At 38.1% G+C, this 22,082-nt stretch carries 14 protein-coding genes and 1 pseudogene; 4 read left to right on the top strand and 11 right to left on the bottom strand.

All coding sequences use genetic code 11. From position 1 onward, the window contains the following. Positions 1-6: 6 nt before the first annotated feature. The 6 genes from GGG_RS0104135 to GGG_RS0104110 form a co-directional block, all read right to left on the bottom strand. Complete coding sequence (locus tag GGG_RS0104135) at positions 7-1,251, bottom strand: NADH:flavin oxidoreductase/NADH oxidase family protein (RefSeq protein ID WP_010112515.1); 1,245 nt, start codon at positions 1,249-1,251, stop codon at positions 7-9. 116 nt (positions 1,252-1,367) lie between these two features. Continuing rightward, on the bottom strand, positions 1,368-2,969 hold the full coding sequence (locus GGG_RS0104130; protein ID WP_010112513.1) for an ATP-binding cassette domain-containing protein: 1,602 nt from the start codon (positions 2,967-2,969) through the stop codon (positions 1,368-1,370). After that, positions 2,941-3,957, bottom strand: a complete 1,017-nt coding sequence (locus tag GGG_RS0104125) for an ABC transporter permease (RefSeq protein ID WP_010112511.1) — start codon at positions 3,955-3,957, stop codon at positions 2,941-2,943. The genes GGG_RS0104130 and GGG_RS0104125 overlap by 29 nt, the downstream gene beginning before the upstream one ends. Further along, positions 3,957-5,027: a microcin C ABC transporter permease YejB gene (gene yejB / locus GGG_RS0104120; RefSeq protein ID WP_010112509.1), complete on the bottom strand. Its 1,071-nt coding sequence runs from the start codon at positions 5,025-5,027 to the stop codon at positions 3,957-3,959. Before yejB ends, GGG_RS0104125 begins: the two co-directional genes overlap by 1 nt. A gap of 331 nt (positions 5,028-5,358) precedes the next feature. Next, positions 5,359-7,200: an extracellular solute-binding protein gene (locus GGG_RS0104115; protein ID WP_010112507.1), complete on the bottom strand. Its 1,842-nt coding sequence runs from the start codon at positions 7,198-7,200 to the stop codon at positions 5,359-5,361. Positions 7,201-7,244: 44 nt separating this feature from the next. Beyond that, positions 7,245-10,559, bottom strand: a complete 3,315-nt coding sequence (locus GGG_RS0104110) for a LysM peptidoglycan-binding domain-containing protein (RefSeq protein ID WP_010112505.1) — start codon at positions 10,557-10,559, stop codon at positions 7,245-7,247. A gap of 215 nt (positions 10,560-10,774) precedes the next feature. Here GGG_RS0104110 and dnaQ point away from each other — a divergent pair. The 3 genes and pseudogenes from dnaQ to nudC all read left to right on the top strand — a co-directional run bounded on the left by dnaQ (position 10,775) and on the right by nudC (position 14,834). Then, positions 10,775-12,303: pseudogene (dnaQ, locus tag GGG_RS20410) on the top strand (DNA polymerase III subunit epsilon). Between the two features lie 129 nt (positions 12,304-12,432). Beyond that, on the top strand, positions 12,433-14,076 hold the full coding sequence (locus GGG_RS0104095; protein ID WP_010112503.1) for a hypothetical protein: 1,644 nt from the start codon (positions 12,433-12,435) through the stop codon (positions 14,074-14,076). After that, entirely contained in the window at positions 14,076-14,834 is a 759-nt protein-coding gene (nudC, locus tag GGG_RS0104090) for an NAD(+) diphosphatase (protein WP_010112501.1), read from the top strand. Before GGG_RS0104095 ends, nudC begins: the two co-directional genes overlap by 1 nt. Before the next feature lie 100 nt (positions 14,835-14,934). Here nudC and GGG_RS0104085 read toward each other — a convergent pair whose 3' ends face one another. The 4 genes from GGG_RS0104085 to GGG_RS0104070 all read right to left on the bottom strand — a co-directional run bounded on the left by GGG_RS0104085 (position 14,935) and on the right by GGG_RS0104070 (position 18,072). Continuing rightward, on the bottom strand, positions 14,935-15,828 hold the full coding sequence (locus GGG_RS0104085) for an alpha/beta hydrolase (RefSeq protein WP_010112500.1): 894 nt from the start codon (positions 15,826-15,828) through the stop codon (positions 14,935-14,937). Further along, positions 15,812-16,513, bottom strand: coding sequence for a BON domain-containing protein (locus GGG_RS0104080; protein ID WP_010112499.1), 702 nt, complete (start codon positions 16,511-16,513; stop codon positions 15,812-15,814). The genes GGG_RS0104085 and GGG_RS0104080 overlap by 17 nt, the downstream gene beginning before the upstream one ends. Positions 16,514-16,622: 109 nt before the next feature. Next, positions 16,623-17,039, bottom strand: coding sequence for a YraN family protein (locus GGG_RS0104075; RefSeq protein WP_010112497.1), 417 nt, complete (start codon positions 17,037-17,039; stop codon positions 16,623-16,625). 82 nt (positions 17,040-17,121) lie between these two features. After that, positions 17,122-18,072 carry a penicillin-binding protein activator gene (locus tag GGG_RS0104070; RefSeq protein ID WP_029574436.1) on the bottom strand — a complete coding sequence of 317 codons (951 nt, stop codon included), beginning with the start codon at positions 18,070-18,072 and terminating at the stop codon, positions 17,122-17,124. Between the two features lie 10 nt (positions 18,073-18,082). Between GGG_RS0104070 and rsmI the strand changes: the two genes are divergently transcribed. Beyond that, on the top strand, positions 18,083-18,922 hold the full coding sequence (gene rsmI / locus GGG_RS0104065) for a 16S rRNA (cytidine(1402)-2'-O)-methyltransferase (protein WP_010112493.1): 840 nt from the start codon (positions 18,083-18,085) through the stop codon (positions 18,920-18,922). A gap of 123 nt (positions 18,923-19,045) precedes the next feature. On the opposite strand, the gene GGG_RS0104060 is transcribed toward rsmI, so the two are convergent. Further along, complete coding sequence (locus GGG_RS0104060; RefSeq protein ID WP_010112491.1) at positions 19,046-22,030, bottom strand: heavy metal translocating P-type ATPase; 2,985 nt, start codon at positions 22,028-22,030, stop codon at positions 19,046-19,048. Positions 22,031-22,082 lie beyond the last annotated feature (52 nt).

Genomic DNA, 22,082 nt, shown 5'->3' with positions numbered 1-22,082 from the left:
AAAGCATTAAGCCGATTTACGTGAATTCACACGACCTTGAAGTACGGCTTTGACATTATTTTTTGCATAGTTTAAAAACACTTTCAATGGTGAAAGTTTCGGATTCGGTTGTTTGCCTTGAGCAATGGTTTTAAATTGCGCCGCATACCAAAGGACTTCCATAATCGCCATTTTATCGATAAACGGAATCCCCGTTTTAATCGCTTCAACGGCATAACGCACATCACGCCCTTCAATCAAACTATTGCTTACATCAGGTTCTACTGCCAAAGGACGTGCAAGACCAATAAACTCACATGCACCACTATCCAATGCAGCATTCATGCCTTGTACGGTACGGAAACCACCTGTCACCATCAAATGACATTTCACTTCTTTGCGAATATTTTCAGCAAAATCTAAGAAATACGCTTCACGAGCAATGGTACTTTCTTTACGTTTATCGGCTTTTGCACCCGCCATTGCAGGTGCTTCATATGTCCCACCTGAAATTTCAATTAAATCAATGCCCGCAGCGTCTATGGCTTTAAAAACCTGCACCACTTCTTCTTCAGTGATTCCACCACGTTGGAAATCTGCTGAATTCAGTTTGACTGATACAATAAAGTTTTCAGAGGTTTTAGCACGAACAGCTTTATAAATTTCTAATAAGAAGCGCATTCTATTTTCAATAGAACCACCCCATTGATCTTGACGCTTATTGGTCAGAGGTGAAAGGAATTGGCTAATCAAATAACCATGTGCACCATGTAATTGCACACCTTCAAAACCTGCTTTTTCACAAATACGTGCTGCTTCTGCAAAACGTTGAATAATATCTAAAATTTCATCTTCACGCAGTGCACGTGGCGTACCAAATGTACTTGCCAGCATTGGGCTAAATGGTACAGCTGAAGGCGCAACAGTTTCTTTATTTAAACCCCTAGGACATTGACGACCTGGGTGCGACAATTGAATCAATTGCACCATGCCGTATTTCTTACCTACATCTGCCCACTCTTTTAATTTTTCTAAATCATGTTCAGTTTCAATAGCAACAACACCTGGCTCATTTTTCGCCTCGATATTGACCATGACATTGCCTGTAATTGCACAACCTAAACCACCTTTTGCCCAAGCTTCATATAAACCTAGATGTAAATTGTTCGGTTGAGCTTCACGATTCGCCAAAGCTTCACTCATTGCTCCTTTGATAATACGGTTCTTAAATGTTGTATTTTTAATTTGAATCGATTGTGCAAGATGGCTCATGATTAAGTCTCTTATTGGCTTGGCTTATTGGTTAGAGCATTTGCTCTAAATTAATTGTGCGTTAGATTAAGTTTAAATTTGACAATGGGTTTTGTCAAATTTATAAATGTCGCAAATTAATACTGACTGGCTGCAATTAATTTTTTTGTATAATCGTGCTGAGGCTGATCAAATAAGGCTTGTGTGTCTTGAAATTCAATCAATTTTGCATCTTTCAGAACCATCACTTGTTGGCAAAGTGCTTTGACGACTTGCAAGTCATGACTAATAAATAGATAACTCATTTCATAGTCTATTTGTAACTGGCGCAGTAATTTAATCATCGCCTGCTGAGTCGTTCGATCCAATGCCGAAGTTGGTTCGTCTAAAATCAATAATTTTGGACGTAAAACAATGGCACGAGCCAAGGCAACACGTTGTCGTTGACCACCTGATAATTCATGTGGAAAGCTTCGTCGATATTGAAAAGAGAGTTCAACTTTTTGCAGTGCTTCATTAATACGAATATCAATCTCAGTCGGTTTTAATTTTTGTAATGCCAAACCTTCACCAATGATTTGCTCTACGGTCATACGTGCGTCTAAGCTACTCATCGGATCTTGGAAAACCATTTGAAAATTTTGTCTCAATGGGCGTAATTTTCGTTCATTCAAACGACTTAAATTTTGATTCAATAAGAAAATATTGCCTGAACTGTCTATCAATCTCGAAATTGCTAAAGCCAAAGAGGTTTTACCAGAACCACTCTCTCCGACGATACCAATCGATTCTGCGCGATTCAATCTTAAATCTAAGGGAGCAAGGGCGACAAAATAATCTTTCACTCGATTGAATATGCCTTTCCTGATTGGAAATCTCACCGCAATTCGATGTACGGACAAGACCAAACTACTTTGCATTGGTAGTGGATTGGCTTCTCCAAAGTCATGATCTAATAAAAATTTTGTATATTCCGCTTGAGGATTGTTAAAAATTTCTTGGACTGTACCCTTTTCCTCAATACAACCATTATTCATCACAATCACTTGATTGGAATATTTTTTCACTAAATTTAAATCGTGGCTGATCAGAATCATGGCCATTTTATGATTTAAGATCAAAAGTTGCAGAAGATTTAAAACCTGCGATTGCAAAGTGACATCTAGTGCTGTGGTCGGTTCATCCGCAATAATAATTTCAGGCTCTAAAGCCAAGACAGCGGCAATCAAAACACGCTGTTTTTGTCCACCTGAAAGCTCATATGGATAACGATTTAAAAGTTCTTGTGGCTCTGCAATACCGACATCGCATAACAAGTCATAAACACGCTTACGGACTTTTTCTTTTGGCATACCTTGTATCAGCAAGGGTTCGCCAATAATTTTGACCACGGTATGCAAAGGATTCAATGCCGAAGTTGGTTCTTGAAAAATCATCGCAATTTTTCGACCACGAATTTTCTGTAATTCAGGTTCAGGCATTCCCAGTAAATCTTGACCATGATAAAAAGCATGACCTGAAGCTTTTAAATTTTCAGCCAATAAGCCCATGATCGCTAAGCCACTCAGTGATTTCCCTGAACCGCTTTCACCGACAATGGCAACGGTTTCACCCGCATGTAAATCAAAATCAAGACTTTGAACCAATTGTTGTTGTGCATTTCGAATCTGTAAATTCTGTACAGACAATAATAGTTCTGGCAACTCTGGGTTATTTTTGGCGTCTTGGATCGAATGCATCTCGTGTCGCCTCCCCGATATAAATCAATAAAGATAAAACCAAAGCTAAACTAAAAAATCCTGATAAAGCCAGCCACGGCGCATTTAAATTATTTTTACCTTGCAGTAATAATTCACCAAGTGATGCTGTATCTGGAGCTAAGCCATAACCTAAAAAATCCAATGCTGTTAAAGCAGTAATATTTGCAGTCAAAAGAAAAGGAAATTGCGACAAACTTGAACTGATCACATTCGGAAGAATATGACGGAACATGATTTTTAAATCATTGACACCTAAGCCTCGTGCAGCTCGAACATAATCTAAATGTCGTGCTCTGAGAAATTCAGCACGAACCAAACCGACCAAAGACGTCCAGCCAAAAAGCAGCATGATCAAGAATAACCAATAAACATTCGGTGTAAACATACTGACTAAAATCATCACGATAAATAAAGTTGGTAAGCCCCCCCAAACCTCTAAAATACGTTGTCCAATCAAATCAACCCATCCACCATAATAGCCTTGAATCGCCCCGACAACGATCCCAATCAATGAGGCAAATACAGTCAAAGCTAAGCCAAAAACCAAAGAGATGCGTAAACCATATAAAAGACGAGCCAACACATCACGCCCTTGATCATCTGTACCTAACCAATTTTGTGCTGTGGGTGGTGATGGAACGGGTACAGCTAAATCTAAATTTGGAGTTTGATAGGAATAACGAAGAATTGGCCAAACAGCCCACCCCTTTTCATCAATCAAACGCTGAACAACAGGATCACGATAATCAGCTTCTGTTTCAAATACGCCTCCAAAAGTTGTTTCTGGATAAGTTTGAATCACAGGTACATAATAATGTTGATCATATTTCACCAACAAAGGCTTATCATTGGCAATCCATTCAGCAGCTAAAGAGAGGATAAAAATCAAAATAAACAGAACAAAGCAAAAATAACCTAAACGATTCTGTTTAAATTTTTGAATACGAGCCTGCATCATCGGTGACATTATTCGGCACCTCTCGAATCAAAATTAATCCGTGGATCGATAACTTGATAAAGCAGATCTCCGATCAATCTCAAGACCAATCCAAATAGAGTCAGCATGAACAATGTGCCAAAAATCACAGGATAATCACGCTGCTGAATTGCTTCAAAACCGAGTAAGGCAATACCGTCTAAATTAAAAATAATTTCAATAAAAAGATTACCGATAAAAAAGGTACTGACCAATGCTTCGGGCAAACCCGCAACAATCACTAAAATTGCATTACGAAAGACGTGTTTGTATAAAATTCTATTTTCAGTAATACCTTTGGCACGGGCAGCCAATACATATTGTTTGCTCAACTCTTCCATAAAAGAAAATTTAGTCAGATACGTTAAACGTGCAAAGCTACCTAAAACAATAGCCACTAAAGGCAGCGTCATATGCCACAAATAATCTTTAATCTGTTCAAAAAAGCTTAAACTTTGAAAGTGATCTGAAACTAAACCTTGCAGCGGAAACCATTGTAAATAAGAACCACCTGCAAAAAATACAATCAGCACGATTGCAAAAACAAAGGCTGGAACGGCATAACCTACAGCCAATAATAATGATGTCGATTTATCGAAAAACATGCCATGTTGTTTGGCTTTTTTGATGCCTAAAGGAATCGCAATCAAATAAATCAGCAAAGTGCTCCATAACCCTAATGAGATGGTTACAGGCATCTTTTCCCACAACAGTTGTGTGACAGGTTTATCTTTAAAAAAACTCACGCCAAAATCCAAAGACATGTAGTTTTTAATCATCAAACAAAAACGTTTATAAATAGGCAAATCAAAGCCATATTGAGCTTTGATTTTATTCACCATTTCCTCGCTTAAACCACGCGCACCTTGATACTGACTTTCATTAATCGATGTCGATGAGCCAGCAATGCCACGATTCACTCCTTGAAAGTTTTCCACTTGTTGGATGGCTTGTTCGACTGGGCCACCCGGTGCGATTTGAATCACCGCAAAGTTAATCAAAAGAATGAAAAACAATGTTGGAATAATCAGCAAGAGTCTTTTGACTATATATATGCCCATTAAAAACGAAGTTCCTTGTGATCACATGTCATATCTAAAATATTTAATAGACCTCTTGCGAAAGTCAAAAATGATCAAAAAATAGCAGTAAAATCAATATTAAAAATTCCGTCTCCCTTTGGGATGAGGAATACCGTTCCGCAAGAGGATGAAGACGATTTATTATATAAATCCTCTCCCTAGCCCTCTCCTTTAAAAAGGAGAGGGAACTTCCATTGTGAATTAAATGTTCACCACAACTTGACTTACACAAAAGACTAATAATAGATATGAGGTAAATACAGCTTAATGATGAAAATTGTCAGTATAAATTAGATCAATCATGATCAGATTACCTATTTTTAAGATAACGCTCTACTTTATTCGCCTGATCAGGATCAGACCACCAATATTCTAAGCCCAAAGATAATTTAGGTTTAACCGTAGGTTGTCGATACATATTCCAATAAGCATACCAATTTTTATCATTACCATAGGTCAAAATTTGGTAATAACCTGCTCTCAACACTCGGTCTAAAGCTTTGGTACGAATCACCAATTGCTTACGATTAGGTGATTGAATCATTTGTTGAATCAATTGGTCAACCACTGGATTTTGAATACCCGAATAATTGTAATTCCCTACCTCGCCAGCGGCTTTACTGCCCCACATTTGTAGTTGTTCAACACTTGGCGTCAAAGACTGTGGCATTTCCATCGGTGTCATTTGAAAATCTGAACGGCGCATACGTTCAGTATATTGCGGATAATCAACTTGGCGAATATTGGTATCGATTCCAAGCTTTTTTAGGTTGCGGACATAAGGCAATAAAGTTCTTAAATCACCTTCTTGGTGGATTAAGAATTCAATACGTATCGGTTTACCTTGCCGATCAACCAATTTAGCGTTTTTAAAACGATAGCCTGCTTTCAACAAGATCGTGCGAGCGGTCAATAAATTTTGTCGATTAAAACCGCTAGCATCAGACACTGGATATTTCCAATCTGTCAAAACACCTTGACGCTGTATTGGATTCAGTTGGTTTAAATAAGGTTTTAGAATTTCGAGTTCTTGCGGGCTTAGTTTGCCCATTGCAGCCAATTCACTGTTTTGAAAATAACTTTCCAGACGAATATTTTGACCATAGAGCAACGCTTTATTGATCCATTCAAAATCATAGGCATAGGTTAATGCTTGGCGGAAATAGATATCATTAAATGGTGCTTTTCGAGTATTAAAAACCAAACTTTGAGTCAGTGCAGGTGTATGTACTTTAGAAATATATTGTTTGACCAGACCTGTTTTCACAGCGGGAAAAGTATAAGCCGTGACCCAATTTCGAGCTTTCTTTTCTTGATGCAAAGTATATTGCCCAGACTTAAATCCTTCAAAAGCAATATCAGGATTCCGATAGTAGACATACTTCAGTTGATTAAAATTATAACGCCCACGATTGACGGCTAAATCTTTGCCCCAATAATTTGGATTACGTTTATAAGCAATGCTACGCCCTGCATCGATATGGTCAATCAGATAAGGCCCTGAACCTAAAATGGGTTGTAAGGTCACTTTGCTATAATCTTTATTTTTCCAATCTGCTTTTGAATAGATCGCGATTTTCGCCAAAATTAACGGCATATCTGGATTATGATTGGATTTAAAAGACATTTTCACTTTATATTTTGATAAAACTTCAGTCTTTGCCAAATCAGACAAATACATTTGAAAGCCTAGATTCGCTTTACTTTGAATCGTATCAAATGAAAATTTAACATCTTCTGCGGTAACAGGTGAACCATCACTAAAATGAGCTTTAGGGTTCAAATGGAAAATGACGAATTGAGTCTTTTTCGGATCATAGCTGACTTTTTCAGCCAACAATGGATACAACACCCCTGGCTCATCTAGCGAACTATCCATCAGGGTATCAAATAAATAATTGACCCCATCTGTCGCACTGCCCTTACCATTCAGACTATTGAGATTATCAAAAGTCCCATTGCCCGCCATGCTGATAAAGCCACCTTTCGGTGCATTGATATTTGCATAGGGCATGGCCTGAGCATTGGCATATTGGGCAGTATTATGTATGGCAATGTAGGCAGTCGTCTGAACAGCTGCCTGTACATTAAAACCAAACACACAAAACCCCAATGTAGGCAGAATTAAACCTACAGCAATGCTCAAACGCATGAGCTGATTTCCTTTAATCTCAACTAATCTAAAATGATTTTAAATTAAAGGTTTGGGACTTTAATTACGGTACCAATACGCAAAGAAGCATTTGACTTCATATCATTCATTTCAGCAAGTTCATTGGTATCGATACCATATTTACTTGCCAAACGAATTAAAGAATCACCGCTTTTGACTTTATATTCAGTTACTGTTTTAGGAATACGTAAAGTCTGTCCACGTTGTAAACCTGCACGAGCGCTTAAATCATTTAACTCAGCCAATTCTTGAACTGACATACCAACACGACTCGCAATCGCATTCAGTGATTCACCAGATTTGACTGTATAGCTTTCAGTATTCTTCGTTGAAGCTTTTGAAGATGATTTTGCCGAAGCTTTTAACTCATCCTTATCTTTTTCTTTAGATAACGAGGATTTACTGGGTAATTCCCCATCAATTTTTAAGCGTTGTCCGACTTGTAAAGCCTCATTACGACTCAATCCATTCAATTCGCTTAAGAATGACAATTGCAATTTATACTTTTTCGCAATACTTGCCATGGTTTCGCCAGACTTCACGATATGCGTATCTTTGCTCGATACTTCTGATCTCTCATCATCCTTGCTATTTGATCTGTCTTTGGTTGTAGGCTCAGCAGTCCCTGTTAATTTCAGTTTTTGACCAACAAACAAACCTGAATTACTTTTTAAATTATTCAAATCTGCAATTTGATTGACTTGCAAATTATACTTATTGGCTACAGCAATCAGACTATCACCCGATTGAACTGTATAAGTGTCAGGCGTTGAACTACCCGCAGGAATTTTAATCACTTGTCCTGCCATTAAGCCTTTAGATGCTGATAAATTATTGAGCTCTGCCAATTCAGACAAAGTCATCTTTGATTGAACTGCAATACTGGTTAATGTATCGCCACTTTGCACTTTGTAATTTTCAGTCTTATACGCCACATCCGCTTTTACATTTTTAAACTTAGTTTGGTCGATGACTTTTGATTCAAGCTTTGACTCTTGCTTAGCATCTTCATCTTTGACTTCATGCAATGGTACATTGATTTTTTGGCCAACATACAAGCTACTTGCAATATCCAAACCTGGGGTTAAGTCTGCTAGCTCATGCACTGACAAAGCATAACGATCTGCAATGATTTTTAAATATTCACCACGTTTAACCACATAGTTTTTAGTTTTGATTTTCGCAACAGGCTTAGAGGTATCTGCTCGTGTAACCGTTTTATTAATTTCAGACAATTTATCGTCAGAAGTATCTTTTAATTTTAACTTCTGCCCAACAAATAAATTACTGCTGGTATTTAAATCGTTATAACTCGCCAATTGCGAAAGCGATAAATCAAACTGATTGGCAACACTGGTTAGACTATCATTCGGTTTAACCACATAAGTTGTCGGTGAATTGTCACCCGATTTTCTCGATGTCACAGGTGCATCAATTTGTGGTTTCGCATCATATAAATATAAGGTTGCACCTACGAATAAAGTCCCGTTTGGATCAACTTGGTTCCATTTCGCAATATCACGCCAGTTCACGCCATTTTTCAAAGCAATTGTCGCTAGAGTGTCGCCCGGAAGCACGGTATAGGTACTGCGTTTACCTTTCGGTGGTTCTACTACAACTTCAGTATCAGTCTTTTTAAAGCTTTTATCTTGATTCAGCTTAGCTTCTTCAGAATTTGCAGGCGTGGTATCCGCCAAACCTTTTGGATAAGCAAAGCCGACAATATTTTCTTTACCCTGAACTTCTGCAACAGATTGACTGGTTTGAATTGCAGTGAGTTTAATCTTGCCATCATAAGGATCAACAATTTCTGTGCCTTGTGGTGCAATCGCCTTAATTTCCTTAACGACTTCTTCTTTTTCAGCTTGTGTCGCTTGTGGTTCAAGTACCTGTTTAACCGTTTCTTTGTCCCCTTCAGCTTGAATTGCAGCAAGAATTTTTGATTTTTCTTGCGCTGAAATTGGTGGTTCAACTGCTACTGGTTTCACATTGGCCGCTTTAGTCACTGCAACAGGAATACGAGGTGCACTCGGCACATCGGCATTCGCCGCAAATCGAGCCAAGGCATCTGAACCTTGTGGGGTATTTTTTAATGTTGTTAATGGGCTTGCAGAACTGGACGTTGTTGTACTTGTATTCGATGTTCTACTTGCTGTTAGAACAGGTGGTGCAGTTCTTGCTGGATTAATCGTTTGTGTAACTGTCGAAGTGACAGGTGTCGGCGACAAAGTTGTCGTTGCCGTTGTTGGCCCATTATTACTTGCCCATAAACCACTACTTGAACTTGGTTTTAACGCTTTTAATTTAGAATCAATCGTTGGGCTTACATCTGCTGGAATCAAAATACGCAAAGTACTAGATGCATCAATAGTTTCACCACGATGCCCCGGATTTAAAGCATACAGTTCTGCACGGCTTAATCCAGTAAGCGAGGTAATTTGATTAAGCTGAACACCTGCTTGAACAGGCACTTCTCTAAAATGCGCACGGTTAGCAATCGGCGGTAAAGACACCCCGTATTTAGATGGGCTTTTAATAATTTGCGCTACAGCCAAGAAACGTGGCACATAGTTCATGGTTTCTTGAGGTAATCTCAATGACCAATAATCTGTTGGCAACCCTGCTGCTTGGTTACGGTTAATGGCTTGTTGAATACGCCCTGGGCCTGCGTTATATGCAGCCAAGGCCAACTCCCATGATCCAAATTGATTATACAAGCTCCCTAAGAACTCGTATGCCGCACGAGTTGATTCGACCACATCACGGCGACCATCATACATACTGGTTTGTCTTAAACCGTAAATTTTCCCTGTACTTGGGATAAATTGCCACATCCCTGCTGCTGCTGCACTACTGGTCGCAGCAGGATCGTATGAGCTTTCAATAATCGGTAATAATGCCAATTCAGTCGGTAAACCACGGCGTTCTGCTTCTTTCACTGTATGATAAAGATAGCGAGAAGCACGCGCACTCAAACGATCAATATAAGGTTGACGAGATACAAACCAACTACGTTGCGCATCAATACGTGGGTCCCAGTGATCCTCATCCATTTTAAAACCAACAGTCATACGCTTCCAAACGTCACCATGTTTTAAAATAAGTAAGCGATCGCCTTCTACAGCGCGCATATCTGTTGCAGACAGTAAATCTTCAAGTGAATCTAAACTGCTCGCATCTAACATACCTGTTTGTTTTGAGGTTTGAACTTTTGAATTAGATGGAGTCGAGGAACAACCAGTAGTCAAACCCACTGCGGCCAATGCAGATGTTAATAACGATAATTTAAAGAAAACAGACGCAGTAGGTTGCCACACCATTGTGGTAGCTTTAGACATAAGGGTTCCGAACAACATTTAGTAAATTATTTTATCTCTGCCATTTTAGTAGAGCTATAGACTCATACAAGGCAAAATTTGAATGCGAATTGCATACAAATGTTACAAGAAATTAAAAAAATCTCAGTTCATGCGCAGAAAACGCTGATTTGCGTATACAATAAATTCTTAAACCGCTATGTTCAACTCTTTCTTCACTTTCATTGGTTATTACTATGTCACAAACAATCACTCTTTATGTCGATGGGGCTTGTAAAGGCAACCCAGGTCCAGGTGGCTGGGGGGCATATATCATTACCGAAACCGAAGAACATAAATTGTGTGGTGGTGAGTTAGATACAACCAATAACCGCATGGAATTGACCGCAGCAATTGAAGGTGTTGCTTTTTGCCCTGTCGATGCCAAATTGATTATTTGGACAGATTCCAATTATGTGAAACGCGGCATCACTGAATGGATCACAGGTTGGAAAAAGAAAAACTGGAAAGATGTTAAAAATCCTGATCTTTGGCAAAAATTAGATCAAACTTGCCAAGGCCGTGAAATTGAATGGAATTGGATTAAAGGCCATGCGGGTCATGCAGGCAATGAAATGGCTGATCAATTGGCAAATTTGGGTACAGAGCAAACATTAAAAGCAAAATCACCCAGCCGTTCTGTCACAACGACACCAGTCACATCCGTAAAAAATATTTCTGAAACCGATCAGATGGATCAAGGTAAAAAAAAGTAGAGAATGATTGGCTCTTTGATGATCCATTCGGCTTTGATTTAGTCGAAGACGAGGAAATGATCGAGGCAACTACGGATGAGTCAATGTCGCTTGATCCTGAAAATAGTGATACTAACCAAACATCAATTGAAGCAAATAAAGTAATGACTGAAGAAATAGCAAAGACTGACGATTTAAGTTCTGAAATGCCAAATTCAGAAAATGCTGTTGATCAAATTGAAAATATTGAAGACATTCAAAATTCAAATCGTTCAAATACTGTTTCGAACACCCATCCACAGATTGTGATTACCCCTGCGACACTCCAGTTACAAGGTCCTAAACAATTTATTCTCGATACGGAAACCACAGGTTTTTATTATCAAGACAGTGACCGAATCGTTGAAGTCGGTGCGATTGAAATGGTCAATCGTAAACTGACTGGAAGTTCGATTCATATTTATATCAATCCTGAAAAACCCGTGGGTGATTCAGAGGCGATTCACGGTATTACAGATGAGTTTTTAAAAGATAAACCTAAGTATGCTGAAATTGCACAAGTATTATTTGACTATTTAAAAAATAGTGAAATTATTGCGCATAATGCAAGCTTCGATATGAACTTCTTAGATATGGAGTTCAAACGCACGGGCTTACCTGCTTTGTCTGAAGTCTGTGAAGTCACCGATACTTTGGCAATGGCGAAAAGTAAGCATCCGGGACAGAAAAATTCGTTAGATGCTTTAGTACGTCGTTATGAGATTCCACAACGAGATCGTACCTTCCACGGTGCGTTACTCGATGCTGAAATTTTAGCTGATGTCTACCTTGCCATGACAGGCGGACAAGTATCTTTTGACATGGATGCGATTTCTGCACATACTGAGCACGGTCAAGGAAACGTGATTCGACAAAAGCTTGAACTTGATCTTCCAGTGATTGCACCTTCGAATGAAGAATTAGAGGCGCATGAGAACTGGGTCAAACAATACCAAGAGAAATACGGGGAAGCCTGCATTTTTGCAAAATAAAAGTGGTGTTAAATCGCTATTTTGTTCTGTAAAGATTTCATTCTTCAGCTATATTAAAACTTAGAAAAATTAGCCTTAATTATGAGGCTAAAAATAGAACATTTAGATACCCTGGATAGGTGCAGATCAATGTCTTACCAAACCTCTATACATTTTGATCCGACAGCATTACTTATTATTAAAAAAGAAGTCGATAATTCAATTCTCCAAGTAGAGTCAGCTGTCAGTAGCTTAGTTGAAGATCAAACATTACCTTTCGGTATTGATGATGCATTGAGTCAATTGGAGCAATGTGCTCATGTACTCATGCTGATTGATATGCCTCAAGTGGCCAAAATTACGGAATTAGCTGCACAGCTGATGCGTAAAATCATGCAAAACCCGCGTGATATCAATACAGAAGAAGTGATTGCCTTGAGTGAAGGCACAACCATGCTCAAGCGTTATATTGAGTTTAGTTGTTTACGTGAAGTTAAAGTACCGCAGTTTTTACATGATTCATTGAATCATTTAGAACAAGTATTGGGTCTTGAGTTGACTCCTGAAGGTCAAGCCATTGTTCCTTTATTAGATTGTGTTACGCCTCATTTTAATCTTCCACAAGCGCCTGAGTTAGAAAAATCAGCGTATGTGCATAAACTGTATAAGTTGTCTTTACACAAATTGTTGAAACAACAAGAAACTGAGCTTGATTTGCAAGGACTTAAATTAGTCGGTGCATATTTAGAAAACTTTGCAAAAGATCAACCAAGTGCGCAATATTGGGCATTGGTTTCTGTTGCTTTAAGTCGCATTGAAAACGTTCTACTGAATGATGCACGTCTAAGAACGCTGATCGGCGTTGAAACCAATATTTCATTGTTCTTTAAAGATCAACAAGGTTTTAAAGCCTCTGTTTTAGACACTGCCAATATCCTCAGTATTTGTATCAGTCAAGAAGATGATATTTCTCAACATATTCGTGAACAGATCAATGTTGGTGAAGATATTCTGACAGACACGCAACTGCAAATCTTTAGTCGTCATTTGTATGGTCCTGATTTTGATACCATTCATACTGTTAGCCAATTGATTACGGATGAAATGTCACAAATCCGCAATGACATTGAGTTTAACTATCAGAATATGACCACGGAAAAAGCTCAAGAACTGAAAGTGAAGCTGAATGATCTCGCTCATGTTTTCAAAGTTTTAAACTTAAATGAAGCCTATATCGAGCTTAAACAGCAAGCAGACCTTTTGTCTCAAGAAAATATGTTGAAAGATGATAATTATGTTCAACAATTGATGAATAGCATTTTATCTGCAATGAACTCAATCGGTATTTTAGAGCGTAATTACACATCGAACCGTTTACAGTTAAAAGTGAATAATCTACAAATTTCATTAGATCGTTTAGATGAAGCACACACCGCTTTATTGACTGAAACTAAAAGCACTGTGGATTTAACTGCGCAAACACTGATTCAATATTTGCAAGATAATCAATCAACTAATTTGGAAACGGTTCCTTCTCAATTGCGAGAGATTGGTGGCGCTATGCTTTTCCTTTCTGCAAAAGATGGTCAGAAAGCTTTGGTGGATGCAGCAAATTTTGTACAAGCTAAACTTGCTAAAGAAGAAGGCTTTAATGCTCAGCAAATTAACAATTTGTTAGATGTATTGGCCAGTGCAGATATGATGATTGAAAACCTACAAAACAAACAACCTGTTTTGCAGGCAATGTTTAATGTAGCATTAACCAGTAGTCAAAATTTAAAATCGGTTGCCTAATGTCTGAATTATCACTTGCTTATATCTTTCATCAACACCAACTTCTCGTCGATGAAAACTTACAACTTCCAAAAGTTGAAAAATTAGCAAGTGATATTAGTTTTAGCTCGGGTGATCAAATCGTTGCCCGAGATCTTTTGGCAGAAGATAAGATTCCAACTGGCTATCAACTTATCCCGATTCGCCAGCTGATTTCTCAGTGGACAAAGCCACAATTTGAACAAGCGAGCCGTGCATTACAACTGTTGGAATGGCGTAGAAATCATAAATTTTGTAGCCATTGTGGACATGAAACAGAAGTCCACCCTGTTGAATATGCAATGGTTTGTCCAGTATGTCGCTATCATCAATATCCTCGTGTGCAACCTTGTATTATCACGGTGATTACCCGTGGTAAAGATGAAATTCTGCTGGCAAAAAATGCAAAAAATACCAGCAATATGTATGGTTTAATTGCAGGTTTTGTTGAAGTTGGCGAAACACTAGAAGAAGCTGTGAAAAGAGAAACATTGGAAGAAGTAGGTTTGCACGTCAAAAATGTAACTTATCTCTCCAGTCAACCTTGGCCATTTCCAAGTAACTTAATGTTGGCTTTTAAAGCTGAATATGAATCAGGTGAAATTGTGTTGCAAGAAGAAGAAATTAGCGATGCTCAATTCTTCAAATTTGATCAACTTCCCGAAACACCATTTTCAGGCAGCATTGCACATGCCATGATTGAGCATGTGATTCATAACACGCCAATGCATCAAGATTGAGTTCACAACTGAATTGATAAACCAAAAATTATGAATAAAAAACACCGAGCGATGGCTCGGTGTTTTTTTATTGCTAAGTGCTTTTATTTAAGCGCTTTTATTACTGATTGTTTTTAAATGTATTGTCTAAAATATTAATAATTTCAGAACGTGTTTTAAAGAATCGACTAAATAAACTCGACACACTTCCCATAATTGAAATATGCCCTGTTTTTGGAATCACTCGTATTTCGCAATGATTGCCCTTCTGCTCAAGTTGCAATTTAAAATCTAAAGAGTTTTTGTCTTTCACAATTTGATCATTTTCAGCCAACAGCAAATAATGTTTAACTTTATTGGTTTCAACAAAATAATAAGGCATCACTTGTTCAAAAGGCACGGTTTGGTCAAAGGCCGCTTCCGCTAAAGGATCACCTTTATAATCAAAATGATAAGGCCCAGCAATACCAATCATTGCTTTAATATTATGCTTGATTTGTAAATCATAATGCTGCGGGTGATACAACAATGAAGCAATATTAAAAGCACCCGCAGAATGCCCCATCAATGCAATATTGGTTGTTGATATACCCAGTTTATTTTGTTGTTGTTGCAAGTAATTTAGAGCCACAGCCAAGTCAGTGACATAGCTTGGGAACTTGTGTTCAGGTGCCAGATGATAATTCATCACCGCAACATCATAGCCAAAACGACTAAACGCTTCACCTACAAACTTATAAGCACTTTTATCACCATGTGTCCAAGCACCGCCATGAACAAAGATAATCAGCGGTTTATGTTTATTTTGATTTGAAATATACAAATCTAAACGCTGTCTTGCTTTCAAACCATAGGCAATATTTGGCTTAATCGAATAACCTTTTTTCGGGGTTAATCCATTGATCGTAATACTACCTAAATCATATAAACGAAAATCTTTATATTGTGATTTAAAGCTTTCCAGTTGTTTAAGAACTTTATCTTTTAAAGGTCGCAACCTATTGTTGAATAACATTATTGCTTGGCTCAGTAGCATTTGGATCAATCGCAACTGGAGTCTGAACTTCAGGTTGCGTATTATTCACGACAGGTGCTGTAAATGATGATGACTGAACTGAATGATTTCCTTGCTCGATATTATCAATCAAAGTTACAATTTTAGTCACATTTCCAACTTTTTGTAGCACATCATTTAAGTCTGCGATTTCCGCATTATTTAAACGTCCGAGTACATATAACACGCCATCTTCAGTATGAATAAGCACTTTATTGTCTGAAACAACAGGCGCTTTCATAATCAAACCACGTGTATTGGCTGTTACACTCGCATCTTGCATGATCGTGCTATAACCAATTTGGTTACCGACAGTAATATAATTATGTACTGTTTTCACATCACTCATGGCACGTAAATTATCTTCAGCCAATTGCTTTAAATGTACATCAGGCACTTGTCCTGTTAATAATACATTGCTATGAAAGCTGTTGATATTAATACGAGATTCTTTAAAACGTGCGTCGAGTTTATATAAATTTATTTTGGCAGTACGCTCAATAGAAGAGTCAATGAATACCTGACCTAAAGATCTAACACCACTTTCTGTTCCCACAGGTGCAGAACCTGTGCCACCTGAGATAAAACTTGCGCAACCAGACAAACTTGCTACACACATCATGGTTATGACAATACGCTTTAACACTCAGCAAAACTCCTATTGAATTTAGCGTATAAAACTCTCCTTGTTGTTATGGAAAGCCTACACACTAAAATATTCTATATCTTTTAAATAACTATGCTTGAATTTTCAATCACAGATTAATCAAGTCCGGATCTAAAGTAAATGCATTTTCAATCCAAGCTTGATCATAAGAGATTTGAGTAAAGTCTTGCTGTACGTTTTTTGCAATTTTATGATGTAAATCAAAACTGATTACATCAAAACGACAATAGTATTGTTCATAATGCGGATGGTCTTGTAAAAACTTCAGTGCTGTTTTAAATAATTTCTTTTGTTTCGATAAACTTACCACCTCAAATGCTTTACCTAACTGAGTCGGTGTTCGCGCTTTTACTTCGATAAAAACTAAATTATTTTGATATTGGGCAATAATATCAATTTCCCCAAATCGAGAAAAATAATTCAATTTTAAAATTTCATAATGCTGTTTTAACAAGATACTTGCAGCCTCTTGTTCAGCCCATTGACCGAGCAGATTCTTTGCCATGATGATAAATACTATAATTCTCTGTGATCTATAAGGCGCTAAAATATCGAAAGAACATCTAAAGAAAACCTAAAAGTGATAACTACAAAGCGACTAAATTACTTTTAGAACGTTCAAAACATTGTGGAATACGTTCAACTCGATTACCGTCAATTCTTATTTTTCCAGTACGCCCATTAAAGGTTAAATTTTTAACTTTTGGCTGAAGTACAAAATGCTCAGCAATATGCCATGCATCCCCCCCAAATGCATACAATCGTTGATAAGGTAATGATGTCGGTTTATCTTTATATGCCCGAACCACATCTTTCCATTCTGCAATATACAACGCAGGCACATCACAAAACTTCATCCCTTTCGGTAAAGCCTTTTTCTCATTCACAGCAATTGCTTGCGTATAAATATTTTTCTTCTGTAATTTCTTTAAACTGGACAACCATTCATTTGAACCCAATAACAAAACGCCTTCATTTTTTGCGCGTACTTTCGGCATTTCATCAACAGGATCAACTTCTCCCCGATAGTTTAAAAATAATGCATTTAGAAAGTTAATCGATTCAGCCTCCGTGCCTTTCTCACGAACAACATAGAGTTTTGAAACATGATCACGATGAACATAATCCAACAGCGCTAAAGCATCATCATTTTTAGACAGGCTATATTGCCAAACATTTTTATAGCTCGGATCAACCTCATTTAACGCCAAGACAGGTACTTTAGGTTTTAACTTAATTAAAGCCTCAACATCTGGTCGTGCCAACGGGCCAATGATCATTTGAGTCTTTTTATTGACATCCTGCTTTAAAATTAATTTGATGGCTTTTTGATCTGAATTGACAAATTTTAAAGGAATATTGTTATTCCCTATTTGATATGTGCTTAATATACCCTGTTTGATACTTAAACCTGCTCGCGCCATTGGGCCAGTTTCGGGTAAAATAACCAAAACCTCTGCATGAATTTGGGTTGTAAATCCAACTATTCCGAGCAACACCATTCTTTTTATACAATTCAATACTATTTTATTCTTCATGGAGAACCTTATGAGTGCTCAATTATTTGTCGTAGCGACCCCAATTGGGCACTTAGATGATATGACTTTTCGTTCTATTGAAATTTTAAAGTCTGTTTCAGTGATTGCGGCAGAAGATACTCGTCAATCTGCTCAATTGTTAAAGCACTATAATATATCAACTCCGCTCACAGCGTGCCACGATCACAATGAAAGTAACAAAATTGATATACTTATCGAAAAATTAAAAAATGGTGATGATGTTGCACTTGTCAGTGATGCAGGTACGCCACTGATTAGCGATCCTGGTTTTAAGTTAGTTCGTGCTGCGCAGGAAAATAATATCCGTGTGATTCCTGTACCGGGTGCATGTGCTGCAATTGCAGCCTTGAGTGCTGTAGGCTTGCCGAGTGATCGCTTTAGTTTTGAAGGCTTTCTTTCATCAAAACAGTCACAACGCCTATTGCAACTCGAAAAATTAAAACATGAAACTCAAACCATGATCATCTATGAAGCACCACATCGTATTTTAGACAGTGTGAAAGATATGGCGAATGTGTTTGGTGCGGATCGCCCAGTTGGTTTTGCTCGCGAAATTACAAAGACTTTTGAAACTATTAAAAAAATGACGTTGTCAGAATTGGTCAGTTTTATTGAGAATGATCGCAATCAGCAAAAAGGTGAAATTGTATTGGTGATTGGTGGCGCACCAACTGAAAAAGATCTAGATCAAGAAAAATTGGATAAGCTATTACTACGATTACTTGAAGATCTTTCAGTTAAAGCTGCTTCACAATTGGCTGCGGATTTAACAGGGATTAAGAAAAAAATTGCTTATCAACGTGCTTTAGAATTGACTGATAAAGCATAAGCGCATCACAAAAATAATTCAAAAACTTTAAAATCCTCCCCAACCCTCCTTTGAAAAAGGAGGGAGTGTCAATTTATCAAATATCCTGAACTGCTTAATATCAACAATATACATTCAAAATCATTAAGATTTATTCAATCTCAATGCATTAATCACTACAGACAACGAACTCAGTGACATCGCGACTGCTGCCAACATCGGTGTCAGCAATAAACCTGTCAATGGATAGAAAATACCTGCAGCGACTGGCACACCTAAACCATTATAAACAAAGGAGAATGCAAGATTTTGCTTCATATTGCGTACCCCTTGTTTCGCCATATGCAAAGCATCTGCAACACCACGAATATCACCTTTGACCAAAGTCACTTGCCCTGTTTGTTTGGCAATATCTGTGCCTGTACCCATCGCAATACCGACATCTGCCTGTGCTAAAGCAGGTGCATCATTGATCCCATCTCCAGCCATTGCCACCACTTTACCCTGAGCTTGATATTGTTTCACAATATTCAATTTTTCAGTTGGGTCACAGTTGCCATACACATGTTGAATACCCAATTCTTTTGCCACCAATTGTGCATTCTTTTCGTGATCACCTGTTGCCATAATCACTTCAATCCCTTCGGCATGTAGCTGATCAATCACCTGTTTAGCATTGGCTTTAATCGCATCGTGAATGGCGATATAAGCTAAAACTTTTTGATCTGTTGCTAAGAAACTTAATACATTACCCGTTTCTCTTATCTGCTCGATTTGCTGTAGCGTATCTGCATCAATGTTTAAATTCAGGTTTTGTAAAAGCTTTTGACTTCCGACATAAACCATATTTCCATCAATTGTGCCTTTAACACCAAAACCAGTCACATCCTCAAAATCATTCACTTGAATTAAATCTTTTTGCTCAACCAATTTTGTTAAAGTCTGCGCAATCGGATGCGTTGAGTATTGCTCCAAAGAAGCAATCCAACGCTCTGCTTGTTGCTGATCAATTTGATCAGATAACAATTTAATTTCTTTTAAACTCGGCTTACCTTCAGTCAATGTTCCTGTTTTATCGACTACAACGACATTCACTTTACTTAATGCTTCAATCGCTTCAGCATTTTTAAATAACACCCCTTTTTGCGCAGCACGACCAGTGGTTGCCATCACAGACATCGGCGTTGCAAGCCCTAAAGCACATGGACATGCAATGATCAACACGGCGACAGCACACATTAAGGCTAAATCAAAATTCGCCCCACCAAACACCATCCATGCAATAAAAGTTAATGCACTGATCGCTAAAACAATCATGACAAAGTATTTGGCAACTACATCTGCCATTTTTTGTAGTGGCGCTTTTGAACGCTGTGCATCTGCCACGATTTGAATCATTTTTGCAAGTGTGGTTTGCGTACCAACCGCTGTGGTTTCGATACGAATTGAACCTTGTTGATTGACTGTTCCGCCAATCACATGATCACCCTTTTCCTTTTTCACAGGAACAGGCTCACCTGTCATCATCGATTCATCAATATAGGTTTTTCCGTCAAGTACAATGCCGTCTAAAGGCACTTGTTCACCTGATGAAATCTGTAAAATATCACCTTGTTGTATCTGTGCAATATCAACTTCAACAGCTTGCCCATTTTCAATACGTTTGGCTTTATTGGGTTGTAACTTGAGCAAAGCACGTAAAGAATCCGCTGTTTTAGAACGTGCTTTCAACTCCATGATTTGACCGAGTAAACTCAAAGACACGATCATACACGCAGCTTCAAAATAGACTGCAACGCCATGTCCAGTCTTGGCTTCCATCGGAATCAGTGATGGGAAAATGGTTGCCACTACACTGTAAATAAATGCTGCAAGAATCCCGACACCGATCAAACTCCACATATTTAAATGCCAAGTTTTATAAGACGTCCAACAACGCTCTAAAAATGGCCAACCTGCCCATAGCACCACAGGAATAGATAGAACTAACTCAATCCACGGCTGAATATGCTGTGGAATAAACGCATGAATATGCGAACCCATTGCCAATACAAAAACGATGAGTGTTAATGGCAAAGTTTTCCAAAAACGATTCGAGAAGTCGACCAATTCAGGATTTGGCCCCTCATCCAAACTCGGTTGCATAGGCTCTAAAGCCATACCACAAATCGGACAAGTTCCCGGCCCTTTTTGAACAATTTCAGGATCCATTGGACAAGTAAATAACACATCATCCATGCCTTCTGGTGCAGCACGCTGATCCATCGGAATCAGATAAGGTTCAGGATCATGTTTAAATTTATCCAAACAAGAAGGATGGCAAAAATAATAAGTTTGACCTTGATAATCAGTTTTTAAATCTGTGCTTTGATCAACCGACATTCCACAAACAGGGTCAATTGCAGTATTGCTCTGATCTACATGCTGACTATGCGAATGATGTTCGTGCTTAGCTCCTGAATGATTGTGTTGCTTATGATTTCCACCACTGCAACAACTTGATGTTTTAACAGGCTCAGGCTTTTTCCCACCACAGCATGCAGCACTTTGTGGTTGAACTTCTTTTATTTGAGTTTCAGTTAAAGGTTTCACTTTATTGCTACAACCACAGCCTGACTTTGCTTCGACTTGTGGATCGAGATATTGTTCAGGGTTTGCCGTAAGTTTATTCAAACAACCATTGCAACAGAAATAATAAGTTTCACCCTGATAGCTTGTATGTGGTTTGCTTAAATCAGTCACGGTCATTTTACAGACAGGGTCAATGTATTCTGCTTTCGTTTCAGTTTTGGTTTCTGTTTTAGCTTCTGTTTTATCACTACCACAACAAGACGTTGTTTTTTCAACTGCCACTGTTTTGCCACCACAGCAAGTTGAAGGCTTAACCTGCTGATCTTTTGACTCAGTTTTTTGCTGATTTTTTTGCAAATCATTTTGTAAATAGCTTTGCGGATTTTGCATAAATTTCTGTTTGCAACGATCACTACAGAATAGATATTTTTTATTTTCAAACTCAAAAGAATGCGCTGAGTCTTCAGACACATTCATGCCACACACAGGGTCAGTTTTAACCACCTCTAATGTAGATCGATGCCCCGAACAACAACTTGATTTTTCATGATCACTCATCAGACTCACCTATTTTCTTTCTTGATTGTGTTAAGATAAACTCTGTACCTAG

It is taken from the genome of Acinetobacter sp. P8-3-8 (genome assembly GCF_000214135.1).
Lineage (GTDB): Bacteria > Pseudomonadota > Gammaproteobacteria > Pseudomonadales > Moraxellaceae > Acinetobacter.
This window is presented reverse-complemented; position numbering and strand designations above follow the sequence as displayed.